Here is a 17,762-nt window from a genome sequence, read left to right on the forward strand (position 1 = left end):
CGACAACTGATTTAATTCTCATTAAGTACACGAGTACGATAAGGCTGTGGCTGCAACTCCGAAAATGCCGGAAGTCCGACGAGCGCAAATCCTCGCGACGGCAATTGACATGCTTGCCACACACTCATTCGAATCGCTCACCATCGAAAAGGTCGCGCGCAAAGCCGGTGTGTCTCCCCCGTTGCTGTTCCATTACTTCACCAACAAAGAGGGTTTTCACAACGCACTCCTTGCTGAGGCGGCAGAAACATTCCTAGGGCGGATAAGACCAAAATTCGAATTACCGGCTGACCAACAACTTTGCGACGCAGTTCGTTCATTCTTCGACACAGTCGACGAACTACCGACAGTCTTCCTCGCCGTGAAACGCCTGTCCTCAAGTGGGCAACCTCAATTGCGAAAACGCTACCGCGAAGTTCGTACCATCACGACCGGATGGATCGTCGACAACCTCATTGCACTCGGTGTGAAATCCACCCCACAATTGCCCGCACTGCTCGAAGGGTGGCAGGCATTCATGGAAGAAGTGGCCGTGAAGTGGTTAGACGATCCAATTTTGGCCAAGAACGACCTCTGCCAACTCTGCGAAACCGCGTTGTACCTACTACTGCCGGCCGCCAAACTCGATGCTAACGAACTTGAACGCGCCTTGGCGTCGTTGGGGCGCGACGCCACCGGTAGGCATCTAATCCAAGACGGCAGCGAGTAACTCCGCGAGGTGGTGGCCGTCGCGGGGGGCTAGGTCATGCAATTGCGTGCGACACGAAAACCCGTCCGCCAAGATGACAGTATCCTCACTCGCTGCACGAACAGCGGGCAAAAGCTGGTGCTCAGCAACCTTGACAGACACCTCGTAATGCCCCTGTTCGACCCCGAAGTTGCCTGCTAAACCGCAGCAGCCGCCAAGCCGTTCCACTGTCGCCCCAGCATTCGCCAGCAGTGCGGCATCCGCACTCCATCCCATAACCGCATGATGATGACAATGCGGTTGCGCCACCACTTTTGTGCCTTCCAGCGAGGGCGGCACCCAGCCACGGTCCGCTAGTAACTCCGCTAGCGTGAAAAAGTTCTCTGCTACTGGCCTCGCTGCGGACTCACCAAGTAACTCCCCCGCGTCTGACCTGAACACACCCGTGCATGACGGCTCCATCCCCACGACCGGGACTCCCTGACCAGTAAATGGTGTCAACTCACGAACGGTGCGCCCCAAAATGCGAGAAGCAGCATCGAGTTGCCCCGTGGAGATCCACGTAAGCCCACAACATTGTTGACGATCGGTGAGTTGGGGGCGCAATCCAGCAGCTTCCAACACCTTCACGGTCGCGACACCCACTTCAGGAGTGAAGTAGTTCGTAAAAGAATCAACAAAAAGCACCACCGGATCACCAGAATCCCGACGATCATTTTGGGTCCGCGTAAACCATGACCTAAATGTCACAGGCGCAAATGGAGGGATGTTGCGTCGAGGGTCAGCTCCCGCCGCTTTCAACGCCAAGGATCCACCGATCTTGGTGGTCGTATTAACTAACTTCGGTGAAATAGCAGCGAGTTTCGACCACCGCGGTAGCCAACCCAACGAGTAATGAGACGGGGGCCGAACTTTGTTCTTGTATGTCTGGTGCAGAACTTCGGCCTTATACATCGCCATATCGACCCCGGTTGGACAATCCGAAGCGCACCCTTTGCACGATAAGCACAGATCAAGCGCCTCGTGAACTTCAGGCGAAGCCCACCCCTTGTTCACCGCGGTCCCGTTGAGCATTTCTTGCAGCACCCGTGCGCGCCCGCGCGTGGAGTCTTTCTCTTCTCGTGTCGCCAAGTACGACGGACACATGACCCCACCGGCACCCGAGTTGTCGGCCCGGCATTTGCCCACGCCAGTACACCGGTGCACTGCTTGTGTGAAGTCACCGCCGTCACCGTGGTACCCAAACATCAAATTCTTGCGCAGCGGCGGAGCCGCAGGAATGCGCAAGTCGGCATCAACCGCGGCGGGATTCACCATCACACCAGGGTTCAACAAATTGTCAGGGTCAAAAACTCTCTTAACCTGTTGGAACAACGAGATAGCAGCCGGTGAATACATGTAGGGCAGCAATTCACTTCGCGCTCGCCCGTCACCATGCTCCCCGGACAACGAGCCACCATACTGTTTGATCAGCTGCGCGCCCGCAATCACAAAGTTGCGGTATACCTTCTGACCATCTGGCTTATCTAAAGGCAGATCGATCCGAATGTGCATACACCCGTCACCAAAATGCCCATAAGGGATGCCCGTACACCCGTACTCGGCCATCAAGTCATCGAGATCGCGAAGGTAGCTACCAAGCATCTGTGGAGGAACGGCCGCGTCCTCCCACCCCGCGTGAGCAGGCTTTCCCGCAGGGCTACGTGCCGACAGTCCAGCACCGTCAGCGCGAATGCGCCACAGCGCAGCGGCAGTCAACGGATTCTCTTCGATTAACGTGTCGACGGCGCCAGAATTGTCAGCGAGTTCCTCCGCCTTGGCGCGCGCTTCCTCACGGGATTGGCCGACAACCTCGACAAAAAGCCACGCAGCACCGTTCGGCAGCGGAGGAACGGCGTGCATTCCGCGCCGCTCGCGCACGACGTCCACGATCCGTTTGTCGATGCCTTCGCACGCGGTCAAATCAAAGCGCAACAGCGACGGCGTGGCATCGCCCGCAGTTCCGATATCGGGATACCCCAGTACCACAAGGATTTTCACCTTCGGTTCGGTAGCGAGCTGCACGGTCGCTTCCGTCACGACCGTCAGTGTGCCTTCCGTTCCCACCATCATCCGCGCTACGTCAAACTTCTTTTCGGGTAGCAAATGCTCCAACGCGTACCCGGACACTTGCCGACCAAAACGGCCAAACTCTGTGCGGATAGTGGAGAGATCGCTGTGCGCGACCTTGTTCAACCGAGCGAGCGTCCCTGAATCTGCGGTCTGGGTCGAGCTCGCGACCGGTGAATGGAGAACCATCTCCTCACCATGGGCAGTGAGCACCCGCATCGACACAACATTGTCGACGGTTTTTCCGTATCCCAGTGTCCGTGTGCCGCAAGCATTATTTCCGATCATTCCGCCGATGGTGCACCGGGTGAACGACGACGGATCGGGTCCGAAAAGCAACCCGTGAGGCTTCGCCACCTTTTGCAGTTCGCTCTGCACCACACCAGCTTCGACGGTAGCGGTGGCTGATTCGGGGTCAATCTCAAGAACTTTCGTCATGTGGCGCGAAAAATCAACAATGACACCAGTACCGACAGCGTTGCCGCACAACGATGTTCCCCCACCGCGGCTAGTCATAGGGACACCGAGCTCCCGACAGACTTCCAGAGCCGTTGCGACTTCGTCACGGTGCCGCGGCCTGACCACCACCAACGGCGGAACCCGGTAGAGCCCGGCATCTGAGGAGTACGCCGCAATGGTGGTGGAATCACCAAGAACGTCGCTGATTCCACGTCGCCGGAGTTCGGTCGCTAGTTTCTCAGCCACACTCATCTACTCGATGCTAGCTGCGATCCGCTAACACGGCAGGATTGTTCGCCCAGTTACAGCCGAACGGCTTCAAGGAGACGGTGCGCCAACTCTGCATCACCAAACATCTGCACCGTATCGAGTGGCTGGCGCCGCCACAGAGTGAGTAGCAGGTCCTGTGCAGTACCGCGGATTGCGACATCGCCTTTGCCATGTTCCCGCGTCACTGTCACATCATCATCGCTGATCGTTAGCATCCATTCAGCATGGTCAGTATCAGTGCCGTGAATATGCACGGTTCGGCCCGCGAGCTCCGCAGGCACTCCGCCATGCTTAGCCACATAGTGCTTTAGGGCCCGTGGAACCATGAGGTAACACCACTCATCAACGCCATCGGCCGCCACCGGTGGGTCGGCGGGTGCCGATTCCACGCCCCGTGCAGCATCAATGTCGAAGCGATGAACAGTAGTCTCATGGGCCTGACGCCGCAGCCACCACCCGACCGTGGCAGGTTCAGCGAACGTCAGTGCAGGCTCGGCAAAATCTCGCGAGTCAAACAGTTCCACAAGACCAGTCACAGCGCGCTCATACTCAAGAATGCAACTCGCCCCAGCAGAAATGTCAGGTATCTCGCGTAGGCGCGGCGCTTGATCAGAAGGTGTGCGGCGCAACATCTCCATCGCCCACAGATGCATTTTCGCGGTGTGGCGCACGACGTCCTCGACGCTCCAATCGCCCAGAGTTGGAACCACGTTTCCTAGAGATTCCACAGGCGTTGACGCAATTCGACGCCCCTCAGTGAGAAGTACCGATTTCAGCTGCGATGATTCCACTTGCGACGCACTCATGTTCTGTACAGTACCGGTGAAACGGGGATGCGAAGGCAGGGGTCATGGCAGTTCGTGTGCATTTCATCCGTGCTATCAATGTAGGTGGCGCGTCACTTCCCATGGCGGAACTTCGTTCACTAGCAACTGATCTCGGTGCTGAGAATGTGCGAACTTATATCGCGTCGGGCAACCTAATATGCTCCCCGCCCGGCATCCCGGAGGACTTCGATCGAGCCTTAGAGCGCGCAATTGAAACGCACTGTGGTTTTTTCCGGGAAGTAATCTCACGGTCTGTTGATGAAGTGCGCGAGGCGTTGGCCGCACACCCTTTTGAAATACACAACCCAAAGTATTCATACGTAACTTTCCTATCGAAATCGCCTACCCCAGAGGCGTTGGATAAGGCCCACACATTCACGACGGGAGACGACAAGTGGGCTGTAGTAGGCCGCGAAATGCACATTCGCTACCACAATGGGGCAGGCCGACCACAGATGAAAGACGCGTCAATTTCGCGGGCGCTCGGAGTGCCGGGCACAGCACGCAACATCAATACCGTTTCTAGCGTTGTGGAGCTGGCGAAATCAGTCGGTTAGTCGGAGCCGCCGGTCCGCACACCGTCGTTAAACCCGATAGAGGGACATGCTCTGGCCCGTCGGGCGTGTCTCCCTCGCTACCCAGCGGTCAACGCCGACGCATCTTGCGCCTGGGCCGAATGCTTGCCTCGGTCCTGGGTCAAATCGGCCCATATTTGGTCAAGAGAGAGACCAAGAACTGCGGGGAGCGCGTCAGCAATGACCTCTGGGTAGTGCCAGAGTCCCGGCGGGGTCGTCGCTGGTACCCAGTGCGGACTTTCCGTGGCCATCCGAACATTCCCAGCCTGGTGGAGCCCTGGGCTTGCCAAGAGGTGCCGAAGCGGCCAAGTCAAATGCGGCAGGAATGACATTCGGCGACCCTATATTGCGCTATTCGATGCCAGCCTGAAGGCAGCGCTCGATTGTTGCCTGTGTCGTGGCCTTGCTGCCGGATTCCGGTCGCAATCCGAACAGGATGCTGATAAGTCGCCCGGTCAGCAGATCAACGAGATCGTCAGCGATCTCCCGGGATGGATCACACCCGAGTGCGATGGTGAGCTCCCGTGCGAGCTCATGCGAGAAAAGGCACCGTCCAAGACTGTCCCGATGCTCCGAATCCTTAGCGACTTCCGGAAGCAATGCGATTACTGCGAGTGCCTGTTCCCGTCGTTCGGTAGCGAGGGAGTGCAAGTGCTCGGCGATGAACGCGGAGGCAGTCTGAACGGACAGCGGTTCCGGTAGTGGCGCGGCTTCGAACGCCATGCGGGAGTGTTCTCGGATGCGGGCTACAGCTGCCGCAACAAGTGCATCGCGAGTGCGGAAATAGTAGGAGGTCGATCCGATCGCCAATCCCGCGTCGCGATCCACAGCTTGATGCGTCAGTGCCCGTGCGCCGCCGTCGGCAAGCATTGCAATCGCGTGGTCTGCGATCAGTGGGCGCCGATCTCCAGGGCGTGCCATCACCCCTCCTGTTACTCTATGCCTATAGAGTAACAGGGGGTTGTATATGTTTCGACCGCTTCACCGGGGGGTGTCCCGCAGCCGACCCAACCAACTCGCGGTTCTGACAGGACCCCGATTCCGACACGCGGCGGAAGCGTCCGCGCTCACGTTTGATCCCGCGCAGACTGCTGCGATCGCAGCACTAGCAGGACCTGTGGCTTATGGCCACTACCTCTTCGGCGATGTTGGACGCGGCAAGACGATGCTCTCGGAGCTGTATTACGACACGGTGCCGACCACACACAAGCGTCGTTTTCACTTTCACAGCTACTTCCGCGACTTGCAATCGGAGGTTGTAGCGACTCGGCAACCGGTCGAGAAGTCAATCACAAGAATTATCGGGAATGCCCGCGCCGTGCTATTCGACGAGTTCCACGTGCACGATGTGGCAGACGCCGTGTATCTCACGAAGACTCTGCAATCACTCATTGAGCGAAACATACTTGTACTAACGACATCCAACTACGCACCAGCAGATCTGATGCCCAACCCGCTCTACCATGACAGGTTTCTGCCAGCGATCAACATGATCGAATCCCGGCTAGACGTAGTTTCACTGGCACAAGGCCCCGACTATCGACAGATGATTGTTGACCCAACACGCCTCTCGGGATTCAGTGCTGGCCGTTGGACCCTGGACCCGACTCGTGTCCCCGGTGGGCTTCGGAGCCCGGTAGAACTGACAGTAAACGCCCTTCCCGTCCGAGCAGTCGCCGCCAAAGATGAGGTTGTGACGTTCACATTCGCGGAACTCTGCGAACGACCTCTCGGGGTCAGGGAGTATCTGCGGATCGCTGAGAACTATTCGGCCATCTGTGTTCTCGCTGTTCCCGATCTCGCAGAGGCCGATCGCGATCCTCTACTCAGATTCAGCAACATGGTCGATGTGTTTTACGACCGGAACCAACGGATTGATATTCAAGCAATCGCGGTGCCTGCGCGGATGCTCCAGGCAAAGGAGCCTCCCTACGATGCAGCGCGAACCCTCAGCCGCCTGTCAACGCTGTCAACGACGGGCTGACGGTCAATGAACGGCTCCGCGCTCTCAGGTTCGGCGCGTTGTGAGAGCATGCGAAGGTCACTTCGCTCGCCGCGTCGGTCTGGGTCAGAGTGCGTGTTTGCAAACCAAGGCCACAACGCGATGATGCGCTAGCGCATGTCTGAGCTGTGGCACTCGTGTACCAACCGCTCTCGTAGGTTGCCTGTGGTCACCTGGCGGGCGGATCAGGAATAGGAATTGAACAGAAAGACAACAGCGACTAGATCTCGTCGCTGTCCTCTAGAAACTGGCATTTACTGGCTGAGCTCCAGGTGGAGCGTTGGGTACGGTCGACCATCGCCGTCCAGCTCGTCGCGTCCAACCAGCACGAATCCGCGATTGAGATAGAAGCCATACGCGCCCTCGTTTTGTTCATTCACATCAACCTTGGTTACGCCGAGGCCAGAGATCGCCTCTCGGAGCAGCAATGTTCCGACACCGCCGCCTCGCACGTCGTCCGTTACGAACAGCATTTCAAGATTGCCCTCGGCGACTCCTGCAAAGCCGACCGGCGCTCCGTCTCGTTCAGCAACGATGAGAGCCACAGCCGGGAAGTACATCGAGGCGAGGTTCTCCTCGATTCGTCCAAAGTCCTCCTCTTGGAGGAAATCGTGAGTTGCGCGTACGGCGCTGCGCCAAATTTCGACGAGGTCCGAGTACTCTTCTTCGCCTTTCGAAGGGCGAACTGTAGTTTCAGGGTTGTCCTGCATGCAATTATCGTCGCAAAGTTGACTCCTCAACACCAAGCTGTTTGCCAGCCAATTGAACAGCCGCACGCGCTCCGCGCGCTTGCCCTCGAGGGAGCTCGGTCACATACTTCCGCCAGCGGGGCCACTTCGGCATCCCGCGCCCCGTCCACGTCTCCACCAGCTCAGCGACCCAGCGAACTGACGCGAAGAGCCCGTAGCCGACGCCGACGAGGCCGACGACGTCGGCACCGGCACGGTCTGCGACCGGCTGCAGCTTCGCGTGCTGATCGAGCATCGGGCGGAGCAGCACATCGCCGATCCGGTACATCGCGGCCTCGCGCTCATCGTCACTCTCGATCGAATCGACCGCCGTGCAGACGACCTTCATGCTCGCCACATGCGAGCGCCCCTCTGGTAGCCCAGGAAGTCGGCGGAGGCATCCACGAAGCCGCGGTTGCCGAGCATTTCGATGCTGTCCGTCGTCACCTCGAAGACCACAGTGAAGCGCCCCCTCGACTGATTGCGGTCCTCGGCCTCGTCCGTGTTCCCGCTTGCACCGGTGTACTCACCCGCCAGGCTGTCAAGGGACTCCGCGAACGGCGAGTTCTACCCGAGCCTTTACCTCAACATCGCCGACAACCTACGCCGACTTATGGCATTCGAAGCAGCGTCTGAGTACATCGACCTCGCCAAGCAGCGCATCTCCGCGCTCTCCTCCGATGTCTATGGCGAAACCATCCGCTCCGCCGTCAACGAAGTTAGCAACGCTATTCGCAACTGCGACACTGCCCGTCGACCGTCCACACCGGGGGGCGCAACGTAACCAACAGCGGGCTCCACATGCGCTCATCACTCAAATTGCACTTGTGATTGGAGTAATTCCGCATTCTGACACGCAGCACAGTCACGGTGAGTCAATCGAAATTGGTAAGTAGGAAGCTGCTAAGGCGAGCGGTGGGAGGAGCTTCGATGGTGGCGGCCCAGGCGAGAGTGATGTCTCGGCGGTATTGCGGCCCGGCAATCGGCAACTCCGTTAACCCTGGAGGGTTGCGTTCGTCGTGCGGGAGAAGCGCGATTCCGATGCCGCGGCTGATCAGTTCACGGATGGTAGCGAACTCCGTGACTTCGAACGCAATATCGGGTGTGTACCCCGCTTCCTGGCACCACGATTCGGTCAGGCGACGGAGGTTATAGCTAGGCGGGTTGGCGATGAAGATCTCACTTTTCAGGTCCGCGAGCTCAATGCGTCGTCGCAGTGCGAGAGGGTGATTATCAGGAACCACGACCCGGATCTCCTGGACGCCGATGCGGACGTGCCTAAGCCGTTCGGGTGCGGGAATGACGATTGCCAGATCGAGATCACCTGCGAGAAGATCCGCACTTAGCGCTGCGCCGTGAGCCTGTTTAAGGAGAACCTTGACACCGGGATGGCGGTGCCGGAACTCCGCGAGTAGGTCGGGGATGTGCCCGGAACCCATGGTTAGCGGGAACCCGAATCGAACAGTTCCGTGATCGGGGTCAGCTGCCCCGGTCACCTCAGCGATTGCCAGTTCCAGTTGGCGAAGTGGGTCACGCACTCGTGCAGCTAGCTGTTGAGCTGGGGGCGTGAGGCGGACGATTCGTCCGTCGTGAATAAGCAGAGGCACACCAAGTTCCTCTTCCAAGGCGTGGATGCGACGGCTCATCGATGACTGAGGTACGCCGAGTGCCGCAGCGGCCTGAGTCATGTGCCCCTCATGCGCTGCCAGTTCCACGAGAGCCCGCAATTGCGGGGCCAGCCGATTGGTCCATTGATCCATATCCTGATTGTAGTATCGCAATTCTTCATTGGACGGAACGAATGTTGTGGGTGGATTCTTAATGCACTAACCCTCTAGCCGGGAGCGTGTTTCACATGGAGAACCCCTTAACTACCGAGTCTGGCGCACAAACTGAGCTCGTCGCCGACGTCATCTTGATCGGCGGCGGGATAATGTCCGCAACACTGGGATCTATGCTTGCGGTTTTGCAGCCAAACTTGCGGATAGTCCTACTGGAGAGGTCAATTGAATTGGCTGGCGAAAGTAGCGGACCTTGGAACAACGCCGGCACCGGGCACACCGGGTTCTGCGAACTCAACTACATGCCCGACCCGACAGATGGAAGCAAGGCATCATCGGTCGCACGGCAGTTTCATCTCAGTCGCCAGTGGTGGACGCACCTTGCACGAAAAGGACTGTTGGAGCCGGGCGCATTCATCCAAACCACCCCACATATGGATGTGGTTTTCGGCCAACGCGACATTGATTACCTCCGGCAACGATTCGAAACCCTGACGCGCGACCCCCTATTTCGCGAGATGGAATACACCGAAGATCCAGCCACAATCAGTGAGTGGGTACCACTACTAGCCGAGGGCCAGAAACCTGACGAGCCGATGGCCGCGACCCGCCACCCCGGCGGGACCGACGTCGACTTCGGCGCACTGACAAAAGGATTGGCACAAATCATCACCGACGCCGGTGGTCGAATACTGCTCGAACACGAGGCGCGCTCGCTCCGACAATCTCCGGACGGAACATGGGTCGTCGGTGGAAGCAACGGACGTGGCGGCACATTTAAGATCCGCGGCCGACGCGTATTCGTGGGAGCGGGGGGAATGGCGTTGCGTCTTCTGCAGCGTGCTCGTCTCCCCGAGGTTCGTGGCTACGCCGTGCTACCAGTCGGGGCCGCCTTCTTTCGCTGCTCAGAACCGGACGTCGTGGCTCGCCATGAGGGCAAGGTCTACGGCCAAGCAGCGATCGGGGCGCCGCCCATGTCTGTCCCCCACCTCGACAAGAGGTTCATCAACGGTGCCGAGCATCTAATGTTCGGCCCTTACGCTACGTTCAGCACCAAACTACTCAAGCGCGGACGGCTCACCGACTTCTTCGCCACACTGCGTTGGCACAACCTTCACGTCATCGCGGCTGCACTCATTCAGAACCTGTCGCTGATGCGCTACTTGTTCAGCGAACTCGCTGCTAGGCCCCGGAAGAAGTTCGCCAAACTACAACGCTTCTGCCCCCATGCAGACATCGATCAGTGGGAACTTGCACCCGCTGGCCAGCGTGCACAACTCGTCACACCCGACCGGCGTCGTATCGGAGTACTCCAGCAAGGAACAGAGTTGGTGGTCAGCAACGACGGCACCCTCGCAGGCCTTCTGGGCGCATCCCCCGGCGCGTCAACAGCAGTGCCCATTATGCTTGACCTGCTCCAGCAATGTTTCCCACACCAATGGAACGCATCCTGGACCAGCATCATGAGAGAAGCGATACCAGGCTTCACCGCAGCAACAGACTGGAACACCGCCACTACTGCCGGCGACGTAGATCTCGAAAGACAACCGAACGAACGCGGCGACCATAAGCCGACTCGGAATGGTCAATTAGGTAATGACAAGAGTAACTCGTAACCGCAGCCCCTCAAGCCGACGTGTTCAGGGCAAGCGGTCGAACGACCAGGCCATCGCCGACAGTTCTGCACATTGCGCGGCCGCAAGGATAAGACTGCCGGCTAATTCAGCCGGACGACCGCGCTTTGGTCACCGAGGGCGAGGTGCCGCCCTCAGCTGGACCGTACGAACTAGGACAGGACACCTCGTTACCCCCCCTACTGACCCGCATGACCTTGTCCTGGACGGTTCGTACCATCGTCGTGTTCCGTGAGGACTCCGATAGGGCGATGGACCATTTCGCCCGTCATTACGCCCAGCGCTCACCCGCCAACTCGTGGCCGATCTCCGGCAGTATGCAGACGCTCGGCTGAGCATGCCGATGGTTGGCCCCTTTGGCCAAATGGCAGATAGCTTCGTCCACATGCGGGACCTAGCTAGGCCATTGGGGCTAGCTAGGTCACCTAAGCCGGAAGAATGGCGCCGCGCCTCGCTAGACCATAAATGTGCGGACTGGAAGTGACCTACCGAGTACTTCCCTAGCTCACCAGTGGGGTCAGGCCTACAAGCGTTCGGCTGGATCGACCACGCCCACCTATGTGCTGATTGTCGAGGTTGTCGCGCGCTCTTGGTTAGATTGGCGAGATGAAGACTTTGACCGTCTCCTCTGCCATATCCGTACTGTGCGCCGTTGTGGTGGTGCTGTACTTCGTTCCGCAACTTCTGCTGAACGGAGTGGTCGAGATCAATGCTGCTTTTGAGTTGATGGTCGTATTACCGACACTAGTCGGAGTTGCATCCTCTTTCGTGGGCGCGTTATTCGGGCTGATTGCTCTCGTGCGACGTGTTGACCTCGGTTGGGCGAAGATTCTGATGGCTGTGGGGCAAGTGGTTTCCTGGGCGCTGGTCATCGTGGTCATAGTGTGGGCGACGAAGTTTGGCTCGACAGGATGGGAATTGCTCGCCTTGCCACATGCGTTGCTAGTGGGCCAATTCGTAGTTGCCACTGGCTTAGTCACGGCGGTTTACCGTCGCCGCAAGCAGATCGGATGACTTACGCGAAATCTGGCGGATATCTGAAGGCGCATGACGGAAGGACCTGCACGCCCAGCTCTGCCGCATAATGATAAGCGTGACCAAACACGACCCCAGCCTTGAGTCCGTACCGCCCATCGGGGAGGCGCAGATCGATCAGTTTTGGAACACTGTTGACCTCAACGATCCACATGTTGCAATCGCACAGATGAAGAGTCTCATCACCGAATTCGGTCTGGATGATGCCATAGCGCATTTTGAAATGGCAAGCGTCTACGACGCGATTGGCTTCGAGAGTGAAGCAGCCACTGAGTACGAAGCGGCTCCGCCATCGGCCTCAAGGGCGCTCGTCTGTCGCAGGCACACATTCAATATGGCTCGACGCTTCGCAACCTCGGACGAACCCGCGAAGCGATAGATGTATTGCAAGCAACGGTCCCTCACCCCTCTATCGGAGATGCAGGAACGGTATTCCTTGCATTGGCTTTGCGTGACGCGGGAAGGACCGACGAAGCATTGCTCCGGACTATCGAGGCGCTGATTCCCCACCTGCCTCAATATAGGAAGTCAGCTACCGATTACGTGCGGGCGCTCCGCTCAGCGTCGACGGCATAGCACGACGATAAGAACCAACACCGAATTACGTTTTGCACGACAGTGACCACGTCAACAAGTCCGCGCCGCGCTACTGTCGTGTTATGTGCTTGGTACTGCTCGCATGGAAAACGAACCCGCATTTCCCTCTGATCGTTGCAGCGAACCGTGACGAGTTTTATCAACGCCCGACCGAACCAGTGCACTGGTGGGGCACCGACCCAGACGTTTTGGCCGGGAGGGACGTCACGGCCGGGGGAACGTGGATGGGGGTCACCACCGAGGGCAGATTTGCCGCTGTAACGAACTACCGTGACGGTGTTCGTGAAGCGGCTGCGCGGTCACGGGGCGAACTCACTAGTGGGTTTCTTCTCGGTCGTGCGTCTCCCGGCGACTACGCCAATTCGGTGAAAGAATCCGCAGGCGATTTTGCCGGGTTTTCATTGCTGATTTCAGATGGCCAGGAACTATGGTGCGTCACGAATAAGCCCACCGTTCACGTCCAGCGGGTGCAACCGGGGGTTCACGGGCTGTCCAACGGTGAGCTCAACGAACCATGGCCCAAAGTGACCACTGGCATCGCTGCTTTATCAAGCGTGGCCGAACGGGACGTCTCGCTGAACTCGACAGATGACTACATGAATGTTCTCGCTGACCGCACCGCTGCGGATCCCGCACAGTTGCCAACGACCGGTGTCGGTGAGGATTTCGAGTATTTGCTGTCGAGTCGGTTCATACACTTCGACAGTTATGGCACTCGATCAAGTTCGGTTCTGAAAATTTCTGCCGACGGCGCATTGGCTATGGCTGAACGTAGGTTTGACAGTAATGGTGAATTTGCTGGACAAACCGACGTGAGGTATCCCAACTAGTTCACTCTTGTGGTCGGCTTGCCTCACGAACAGCTGTCACATCGTGCGGCAAACTGGTTCGTGTTGCTCGAAGAAATGCGTACGGCGTGTGTTTGCCGAAGTTGGCTACGCGTGAGGTGTAGACGTCAGCGAACTTTTCTACCTGTCGTGCAAACAGACTTTTGTCGGTTCCGGCGCGCATGAGTGGTCCCCATGTGGCATTCCCGAGTGTGCCGGATGCTTTGGCGAGTGGGGCGATACGTTGGTCAAGTTCACGAATTGATTCGTAGTACTTATTGATTTGTGTGTCGCTGGATTTCGCGGACTCGCCTTGAGCAAGGGCACGTGTTCGCTCAAGGCGGGCGTGCGACAGTTCGTCTTCAAGGCGGACTTTTTCGCCCATGAGGTCGCGAAGTTTGATTTCGTCGTCCGCAAAGGAAGCAGAATCGCGAATTTCGGCCTCGAGTTCACGCATGATCAGGGCTGTTCGCCAACGCAGCACCGACTTGGACACGTGGACATCACCAAACAGGTGGTCGCCAACATAAAGGATTTGTGCACCGTTGAGCCCGAGGCTTTCTTCGACTAGTCGCGCGCAACCACCGTGGTAGACCCCTCCTGGTTCCATGATTCCCTGGTGGGGTTCAAGGAGGCTTCGCTTTTCGTCGACGACACGAAACACCGGCGGGGTTTCCGAGAAGAACCGTGGCTTAGATGCGGCGACGACAACGATGTCGAAAAGGTCACGCCAGTTCCCGGTGGGAGCGTGCCTGTCGAAGGCGTAGCTCATCATGGCACGGGTGTAGGTCCACTCACTGTTGGTGATGAGTAGCAGCCTTTTCCCTGCGAGGCGCTGGTCGATCAAGGTGGTGGCAGTATCGGAGTCGAGATCACAGAACCGGTCGGGGTCGGCGGTAATTTCGGCCTTTAGCGTCCCAACCGTGTGAGACATGTCGAGAGCAGACGAGACGACCTTGAACAGTTCGTCGTAACCCAACGGGCGGCTTATCGCTCCGGCGTCGAGCAAGTCAACCAGTTGGGCGTAGAGGCACGCCTCCGAGATGGAAAACATTGTGTTGAGGAAACGGAAACGCGGTTCGGCGAGATCAACGAAAACACCGTCGTAGCTGCGGCGTAGTTCGTCGAATGGCAACTTGGTGGTGCCGTGGTGCGCTTGAATTACATATCCGAACCGGGTGGCCTTAATCAGGTTGCCTAGTTCGAGGTCGAGGACGAGACCTTGCAGGTACTTGTCGGCATCGAAGACTAGGTCGTGGACGGGGTATCCGCGTTCGGCTAGGACTCGGCGGGCGTGCTCGAACGCCGCGCCTTCCCATTCTTCGGTGCGGTAGTGCAGCAGTGTGTAGTCCATGTCGTAGCCGATGGCTTCGACGGTCCGCAAATTTAGCGTCCGGTTGGCGTAAACGCGACGCTCGGGGACATCTGCACCTTTATCTACCCATGACACAGTTAGAACCTACATGGTCGTTTCGGTCAGGGCGTGTCGATTGCGGCGAGGACGATCTGCGCCAAACGTACGAGACGTTTGGTTGCTTCCGACGATTCGATGGTCGGGACGATGGCGTGTGCCACCGCGAGGCGTGCAATCGAGTCAGCGAGAATCATCGCGTCATAGTCATCAATGTTCGGTTTGACCGTCTGCAGAAGTGAGGACAGTTCCTCGACTGAGCGTTCGTTGACGTCGCGCAGAAGATCCGTGAGGCCGGTTCGATCGCCACTACCAGATAGCACGGTACGGATTAGGGGTTCGTCAACGAATTCGAAAAAGAGGGTGAGTGCGCCGTGCAGTCCGGTTTCGAGGTCTGGACTATTTAGAACTGTGTCGCGAACGGATACGAGAAGTTTATCGAGGCGATGGGTTATGTATGCCTCAGCGAGAGATTGTTTATTGCCAAACTCGTTGTAGACCGTTTGGCGACTAATTCCTACTGTCTTGGCAACTTTTTCTACAGTGGTGGCGGCCCAGCCGTCTTTGCGAACGAGTTCATCAACGGTAGTGAGTACGGACTCGCGCAGTAATGAACGTGCTGCCTGTGCGTATGACAAGCGGGGGCGCGCGGACTCACTCATTTCTACCTCATCCACTTTGGTGTGATTGTTATCTAGCTTTCCAGACGATGCACGGTTCGCAAACTTCTACATGCTGCGGCGTGTGGTGGCACGTTCTATTGTCATGGGATGACTCTTGTGACAGTTGAGGATGTTCGCAAGGCATCGAACAGGCTTGCACCATATGTAGTGCATACGCCACTGTTGCGTGCGCCTCGGTTGTCAACTGAGCTGGACCTGCGCGTGCTGGTTAAGCCGGAGAACCTCCAGCGCACGGGGAGTTTTAAGGTCCGAGGTGCCTTGAACACGTTGTTGTCGTGGCAGGAATCCGGGAGTTTGCCGCGTGGCGTGGTGTGCTATTCCGCAGGCAATCACGCTGCCGCAGTGGCGTATGCCGGTCAGAGCCTGGGTGTGGAAACTGTCATTGCGATGCCGCATGGTGCTGTTCAGTCGAAGATTGACAATGTGCACCGGTTCGGCGGGGAAATCGTCGAGACTGACGACCTCATTGGTACGTGTAACTCGTTGTCCGCTGAACGCGGGTTTCCGATGCTTCTTCCGTTTGATATGCCCGAGGTAATTGCCGGGCAGGGAACTGTTGGTCTTGAAATCCTTGCCGATGCCGTAGCGACTGGTACGGCCGTTGATGCCGTTCTCGTTCCTGTAGGTGGCGGAGGCTTGATAAGCGGTATTGGTGCGGTGGTGAAATCGCTGTCTCCCCGCACATTGGTAATCGGGGTGGAGTCCGAAGCGTCAAATGCGCTTGGGCTCGCATTGAACGCCGGTGAGGTTGTGGATTTGCCCGCCCGCCTTCCCACTATCGCTGATGGTTTGGCAGCTCCGCGCGCTGGTGGACACACGCTCGCGCATGCCCAGGCTTATGTGAATTGCATGGTGGAGGTGTCGGAGTCGGCGATCACGCGAGCCTGGCGGGACATGGTTGATGCTACAAAGCTTGTGGTGGAGCCGTCGTCTGCGGTGGGGCTTGCGGCACTGCGCGAAATTAGCCTCGCTGACATGGGCTTACGTGCGGGTATGTCGGTTGTGCTGGTAGCTTCGGGCGGAAATGTGGATTTTTCTCGGTTCGCTGACTTTTAGCGCGTGGGGCCCTGTTTGTAACGGGCGTAGCGCGTCTGTTTGAAAATGAGCGATACCTCACATGAGGATCAATCTGTGCTCTGTGTGTGCCCTCTTGCTTCTTCTTGTTTGCTGCCTTGAACTGGCGATTCATAATGCTGCGTCCATTGGGCGCAGGTTTCGGCACAGCAAACACTCTATTTGCCCGCCTTGACAGCTCCCCATGCGGCAAACCCCAGCTCACAGCCCATCACCGCCCTGACTAACGCACACAATCCGCCTGTCGTGACCGACGTCATAAAACCCCTGGTGAGACGAGCACCACAGACACCCCCGTGACCTTTTCGTAATCTATTCGAGACACAGCGGAGTTCATCCCGACAGATACGAACCCCGCCACCACAGCCCCAGAAGCTACCGGGGCGCACGTAACGCACTAGGAGACTCGAAACCACATGGCTAACACTGTGAAACGCGCAGCACGCACCACACTCATCGCCGGCATCCTTGGCACCACCGCCATCATCCCCGCAATGCACGCAGCCGCCGACCCAGTAGAAGTCCCAGGCATCGGAACCTTCGAGATCCCCTCACACGTAGCCGAACAATTCGCAGCACCCACATTTGACGTACCAGCAGGTACTCCATCCGCAATCACTGACATTGCAGCGCCCGAACAAGTAGCGTCACAAGGCCAAGCCGTCGCCAACGCAGCACTCTCCAAAGTTGGCTCACCCTACGTCTGGGGCGCGACCGGACCTGACTCATTCGACTGCTCCGGACTCGTCCAGTGGGCACATAACCAGGTTGGAGCATCAATCCCCCGCACCAGCCAAGCCCAAGCAGGCGGCGGCGCACCAGTCAGCATCAACAACCTCCAGCCCGGCGACGTCATCGCCATGTACGGCGGCGCCTCACACGTAGCCATCTACATCGGCAACGGCCAGGTTGTGCACGCCCTCAACTCATCGTCACCAGTGAAGGTCGACAACCTCGGCGACTTCCCATTCCACAGCGCACGCCGCTACGTCTAAACCTCCAGTCTGAAAGTTCAGACCAGAAAAAGCCCTCACATTGCGTGGGGGCTTTTTCGGCTGCCAC

Annotated in this window: 20 protein-coding genes; 11 read left to right on the forward strand and 9 right to left on the reverse strand. The window is 58.0% G+C overall.

Annotated features, from left to right (window positions below; genetic code table 11):
• Positions 1-46: 46 nt before the first annotated feature.
• Positions 47-709, forward strand: coding sequence for a TetR/AcrR family transcriptional regulator (locus IEW73_RS03675; protein WP_188670780.1), 663 nt, complete (start codon positions 47-49; stop codon positions 707-709).
• Here the strand turns inward: IEW73_RS03675 and IEW73_RS03680 are convergent.
• Together IEW73_RS03680 and IEW73_RS03685 are read right to left on the reverse strand one after the other, a co-directional pair.
• Positions 686-3,508 (reverse strand): FAD-binding and (Fe-S)-binding domain-containing protein, encoded by a 2,823-nt coding sequence (locus tag IEW73_RS03680; RefSeq protein WP_188670782.1) that lies wholly within the window; start codon positions 3,506-3,508, stop codon positions 686-688. The two genes, IEW73_RS03675 and IEW73_RS03680, sit on opposite strands and share 24 nt — an antisense overlap.
• A 50-nt stretch (positions 3,509-3,558) precedes the next feature.
• Entirely contained in the window at positions 3,559-4,332 is a 774-nt protein-coding gene (locus IEW73_RS03685; protein WP_188670784.1) for a maleylpyruvate isomerase family mycothiol-dependent enzyme, read from the reverse strand.
• Positions 4,333-4,376: 44 nt separating this feature from the next.
• Here IEW73_RS03685 and IEW73_RS03690 point away from each other — a divergent pair, with 44 nt between their 5' ends.
• A complete protein-coding gene (locus IEW73_RS03690) occupies positions 4,377-4,910 on the forward strand; it encodes a DUF1697 domain-containing protein (protein ID WP_188670786.1) in 534 nt (177 codons plus the stop codon).
• Between the two features lie 77 nt (positions 4,911-4,987).
• Here the strand turns inward: IEW73_RS03690 and IEW73_RS03695 are convergent, their stop codons facing one another.
• Together IEW73_RS03695 and IEW73_RS03700 are read right to left on the reverse strand one after the other, a co-directional pair.
• Positions 4,988-5,179 carry a hypothetical protein gene (locus IEW73_RS03695; protein ID WP_188670788.1) on the reverse strand — a complete coding sequence of 64 codons (192 nt, stop codon included), beginning with the start codon at positions 5,177-5,179 and terminating at the stop codon, positions 4,988-4,990.
• Between the two features lie 100 nt (positions 5,180-5,279).
• Positions 5,280-5,849: a TetR/AcrR family transcriptional regulator gene (locus tag IEW73_RS03700; protein WP_188670790.1), complete on the reverse strand. Its 570-nt coding sequence runs from the start codon at positions 5,847-5,849 to the stop codon at positions 5,280-5,282.
• Between the two features lie 46 nt (positions 5,850-5,895).
• Here IEW73_RS03700 and zapE point away from each other — a divergent pair, with 46 nt between their 5' ends.
• Positions 5,896-6,912, forward strand: a complete 1,017-nt coding sequence (gene zapE, locus IEW73_RS03705; RefSeq protein WP_188670792.1) for a cell division protein ZapE — start codon at positions 5,896-5,898, stop codon at positions 6,910-6,912.
• A 272-nt stretch (positions 6,913-7,184) separates the two neighbouring features.
• On the opposite strand, the gene IEW73_RS03710 is transcribed toward zapE, so the two are convergent.
• Both IEW73_RS03710 and IEW73_RS03715 read right to left on the reverse strand, forming a co-directional pair.
• A complete protein-coding gene (locus IEW73_RS03710) occupies positions 7,185-7,640 on the reverse strand; it encodes a GNAT family N-acetyltransferase (protein WP_188670795.1) in 456 nt (151 codons plus the stop codon).
• 4 nt (positions 7,641-7,644) lie between these two features.
• Positions 7,645-8,016: a hypothetical protein gene (locus IEW73_RS03715; protein ID WP_188673174.1), complete on the reverse strand. Its 372-nt coding sequence runs from the start codon at positions 8,014-8,016 to the stop codon at positions 7,645-7,647.
• A gap of 162 nt (positions 8,017-8,178) precedes the next feature.
• Between IEW73_RS03715 and IEW73_RS03720 the strand changes: the two genes are divergently transcribed.
• A complete protein-coding gene (locus IEW73_RS03720; protein ID WP_188670797.1) occupies positions 8,179-8,442 on the forward strand; it encodes a hypothetical protein in 264 nt (87 codons plus the stop codon).
• Positions 8,443-8,533: 91 nt separating this feature from the next.
• On the opposite strand, the gene IEW73_RS03725 is transcribed toward IEW73_RS03720, so the two are convergent.
• Positions 8,534-9,418: a LysR family transcriptional regulator gene (locus IEW73_RS03725; RefSeq protein WP_188670799.1), complete on the reverse strand. Its 885-nt coding sequence runs from the start codon at positions 9,416-9,418 to the stop codon at positions 8,534-8,536.
• A gap of 95 nt (positions 9,419-9,513) precedes the next feature.
• On the opposite strand from IEW73_RS03725, the gene IEW73_RS03730 reads away from it, so the two are divergent.
• The 5 genes from IEW73_RS03730 (at position 9,514) to IEW73_RS03750 (ending at position 13,535) form a co-directional block, all read left to right on the forward strand.
• Positions 9,514-11,055, forward strand: coding sequence for a malate:quinone oxidoreductase (locus IEW73_RS03730; protein WP_188670801.1), 1,542 nt, complete (start codon positions 9,514-9,516; stop codon positions 11,053-11,055).
• A 624-nt stretch (positions 11,056-11,679) separates the two neighbouring features.
• A complete protein-coding gene (locus tag IEW73_RS03735; protein ID WP_188670803.1) occupies positions 11,680-12,087 on the forward strand; it encodes a hypothetical protein in 408 nt (135 codons plus the stop codon).
• Between the two features lie 79 nt (positions 12,088-12,166).
• Complete coding sequence (locus IEW73_RS03740; RefSeq protein WP_188670805.1) at positions 12,167-12,487, forward strand: hypothetical protein; 321 nt, start codon at positions 12,167-12,169, stop codon at positions 12,485-12,487.
• Positions 12,436-12,684 carry a tetratricopeptide repeat protein gene (locus IEW73_RS16700; protein WP_373286500.1) on the forward strand — a complete coding sequence of 83 codons (249 nt, stop codon included), beginning with the start codon at positions 12,436-12,438 and terminating at the stop codon, positions 12,682-12,684. The genes IEW73_RS03740 and IEW73_RS16700 overlap by 52 nt, the downstream gene beginning before the upstream one ends.
• Positions 12,685-12,767: 83 nt before the next feature.
• Positions 12,768-13,535, forward strand: a complete 768-nt coding sequence (locus IEW73_RS03750) for an NRDE family protein (protein WP_188670808.1) — start codon at positions 12,768-12,770, stop codon at positions 13,533-13,535.
• A 1-nt stretch (position 13,536) separates the two neighbouring features.
• On the opposite strand, the gene IEW73_RS03755 is transcribed toward IEW73_RS03750, so the two are convergent.
• Together IEW73_RS03755 and IEW73_RS03760 are read right to left on the reverse strand one after the other, a co-directional pair.
• A complete protein-coding gene (locus tag IEW73_RS03755; RefSeq protein ID WP_188670810.1) occupies positions 13,537-14,982 on the reverse strand; it encodes an HAD-IG family 5'-nucleotidase in 1,446 nt (481 codons plus the stop codon).
• A 26-nt stretch (positions 14,983-15,008) separates the two neighbouring features.
• On the reverse strand, positions 15,009-15,605 hold the full coding sequence (locus tag IEW73_RS03760; protein WP_188670812.1) for a TetR/AcrR family transcriptional regulator: 597 nt from the start codon (positions 15,603-15,605) through the stop codon (positions 15,009-15,011).
• Positions 15,606-15,713: 108 nt separating this feature from the next.
• Here IEW73_RS03760 and IEW73_RS03765 point away from each other — a divergent pair, with 108 nt between their 5' ends.
• Complete coding sequence (locus tag IEW73_RS03765) at positions 15,714-16,682, forward strand: threonine ammonia-lyase (protein ID WP_188670814.1); 969 nt, start codon at positions 15,714-15,716, stop codon at positions 16,680-16,682.
• 434 nt (positions 16,683-17,116) lie between these two features.
• A complete protein-coding gene (locus IEW73_RS03770; protein WP_188670816.1) occupies positions 17,117-17,695 on the forward strand; it encodes a C40 family peptidase in 579 nt (192 codons plus the stop codon).
• Positions 17,696-17,762: the final 67 nt, after the last annotated feature.

Source organism: Hoyosella rhizosphaerae (genome assembly GCF_014643175.1).
Classification (GTDB): Bacteria; Actinomycetota; Actinomycetes; order Mycobacteriales; family Mycobacteriaceae; genus Lolliginicoccus; species Lolliginicoccus rhizosphaerae.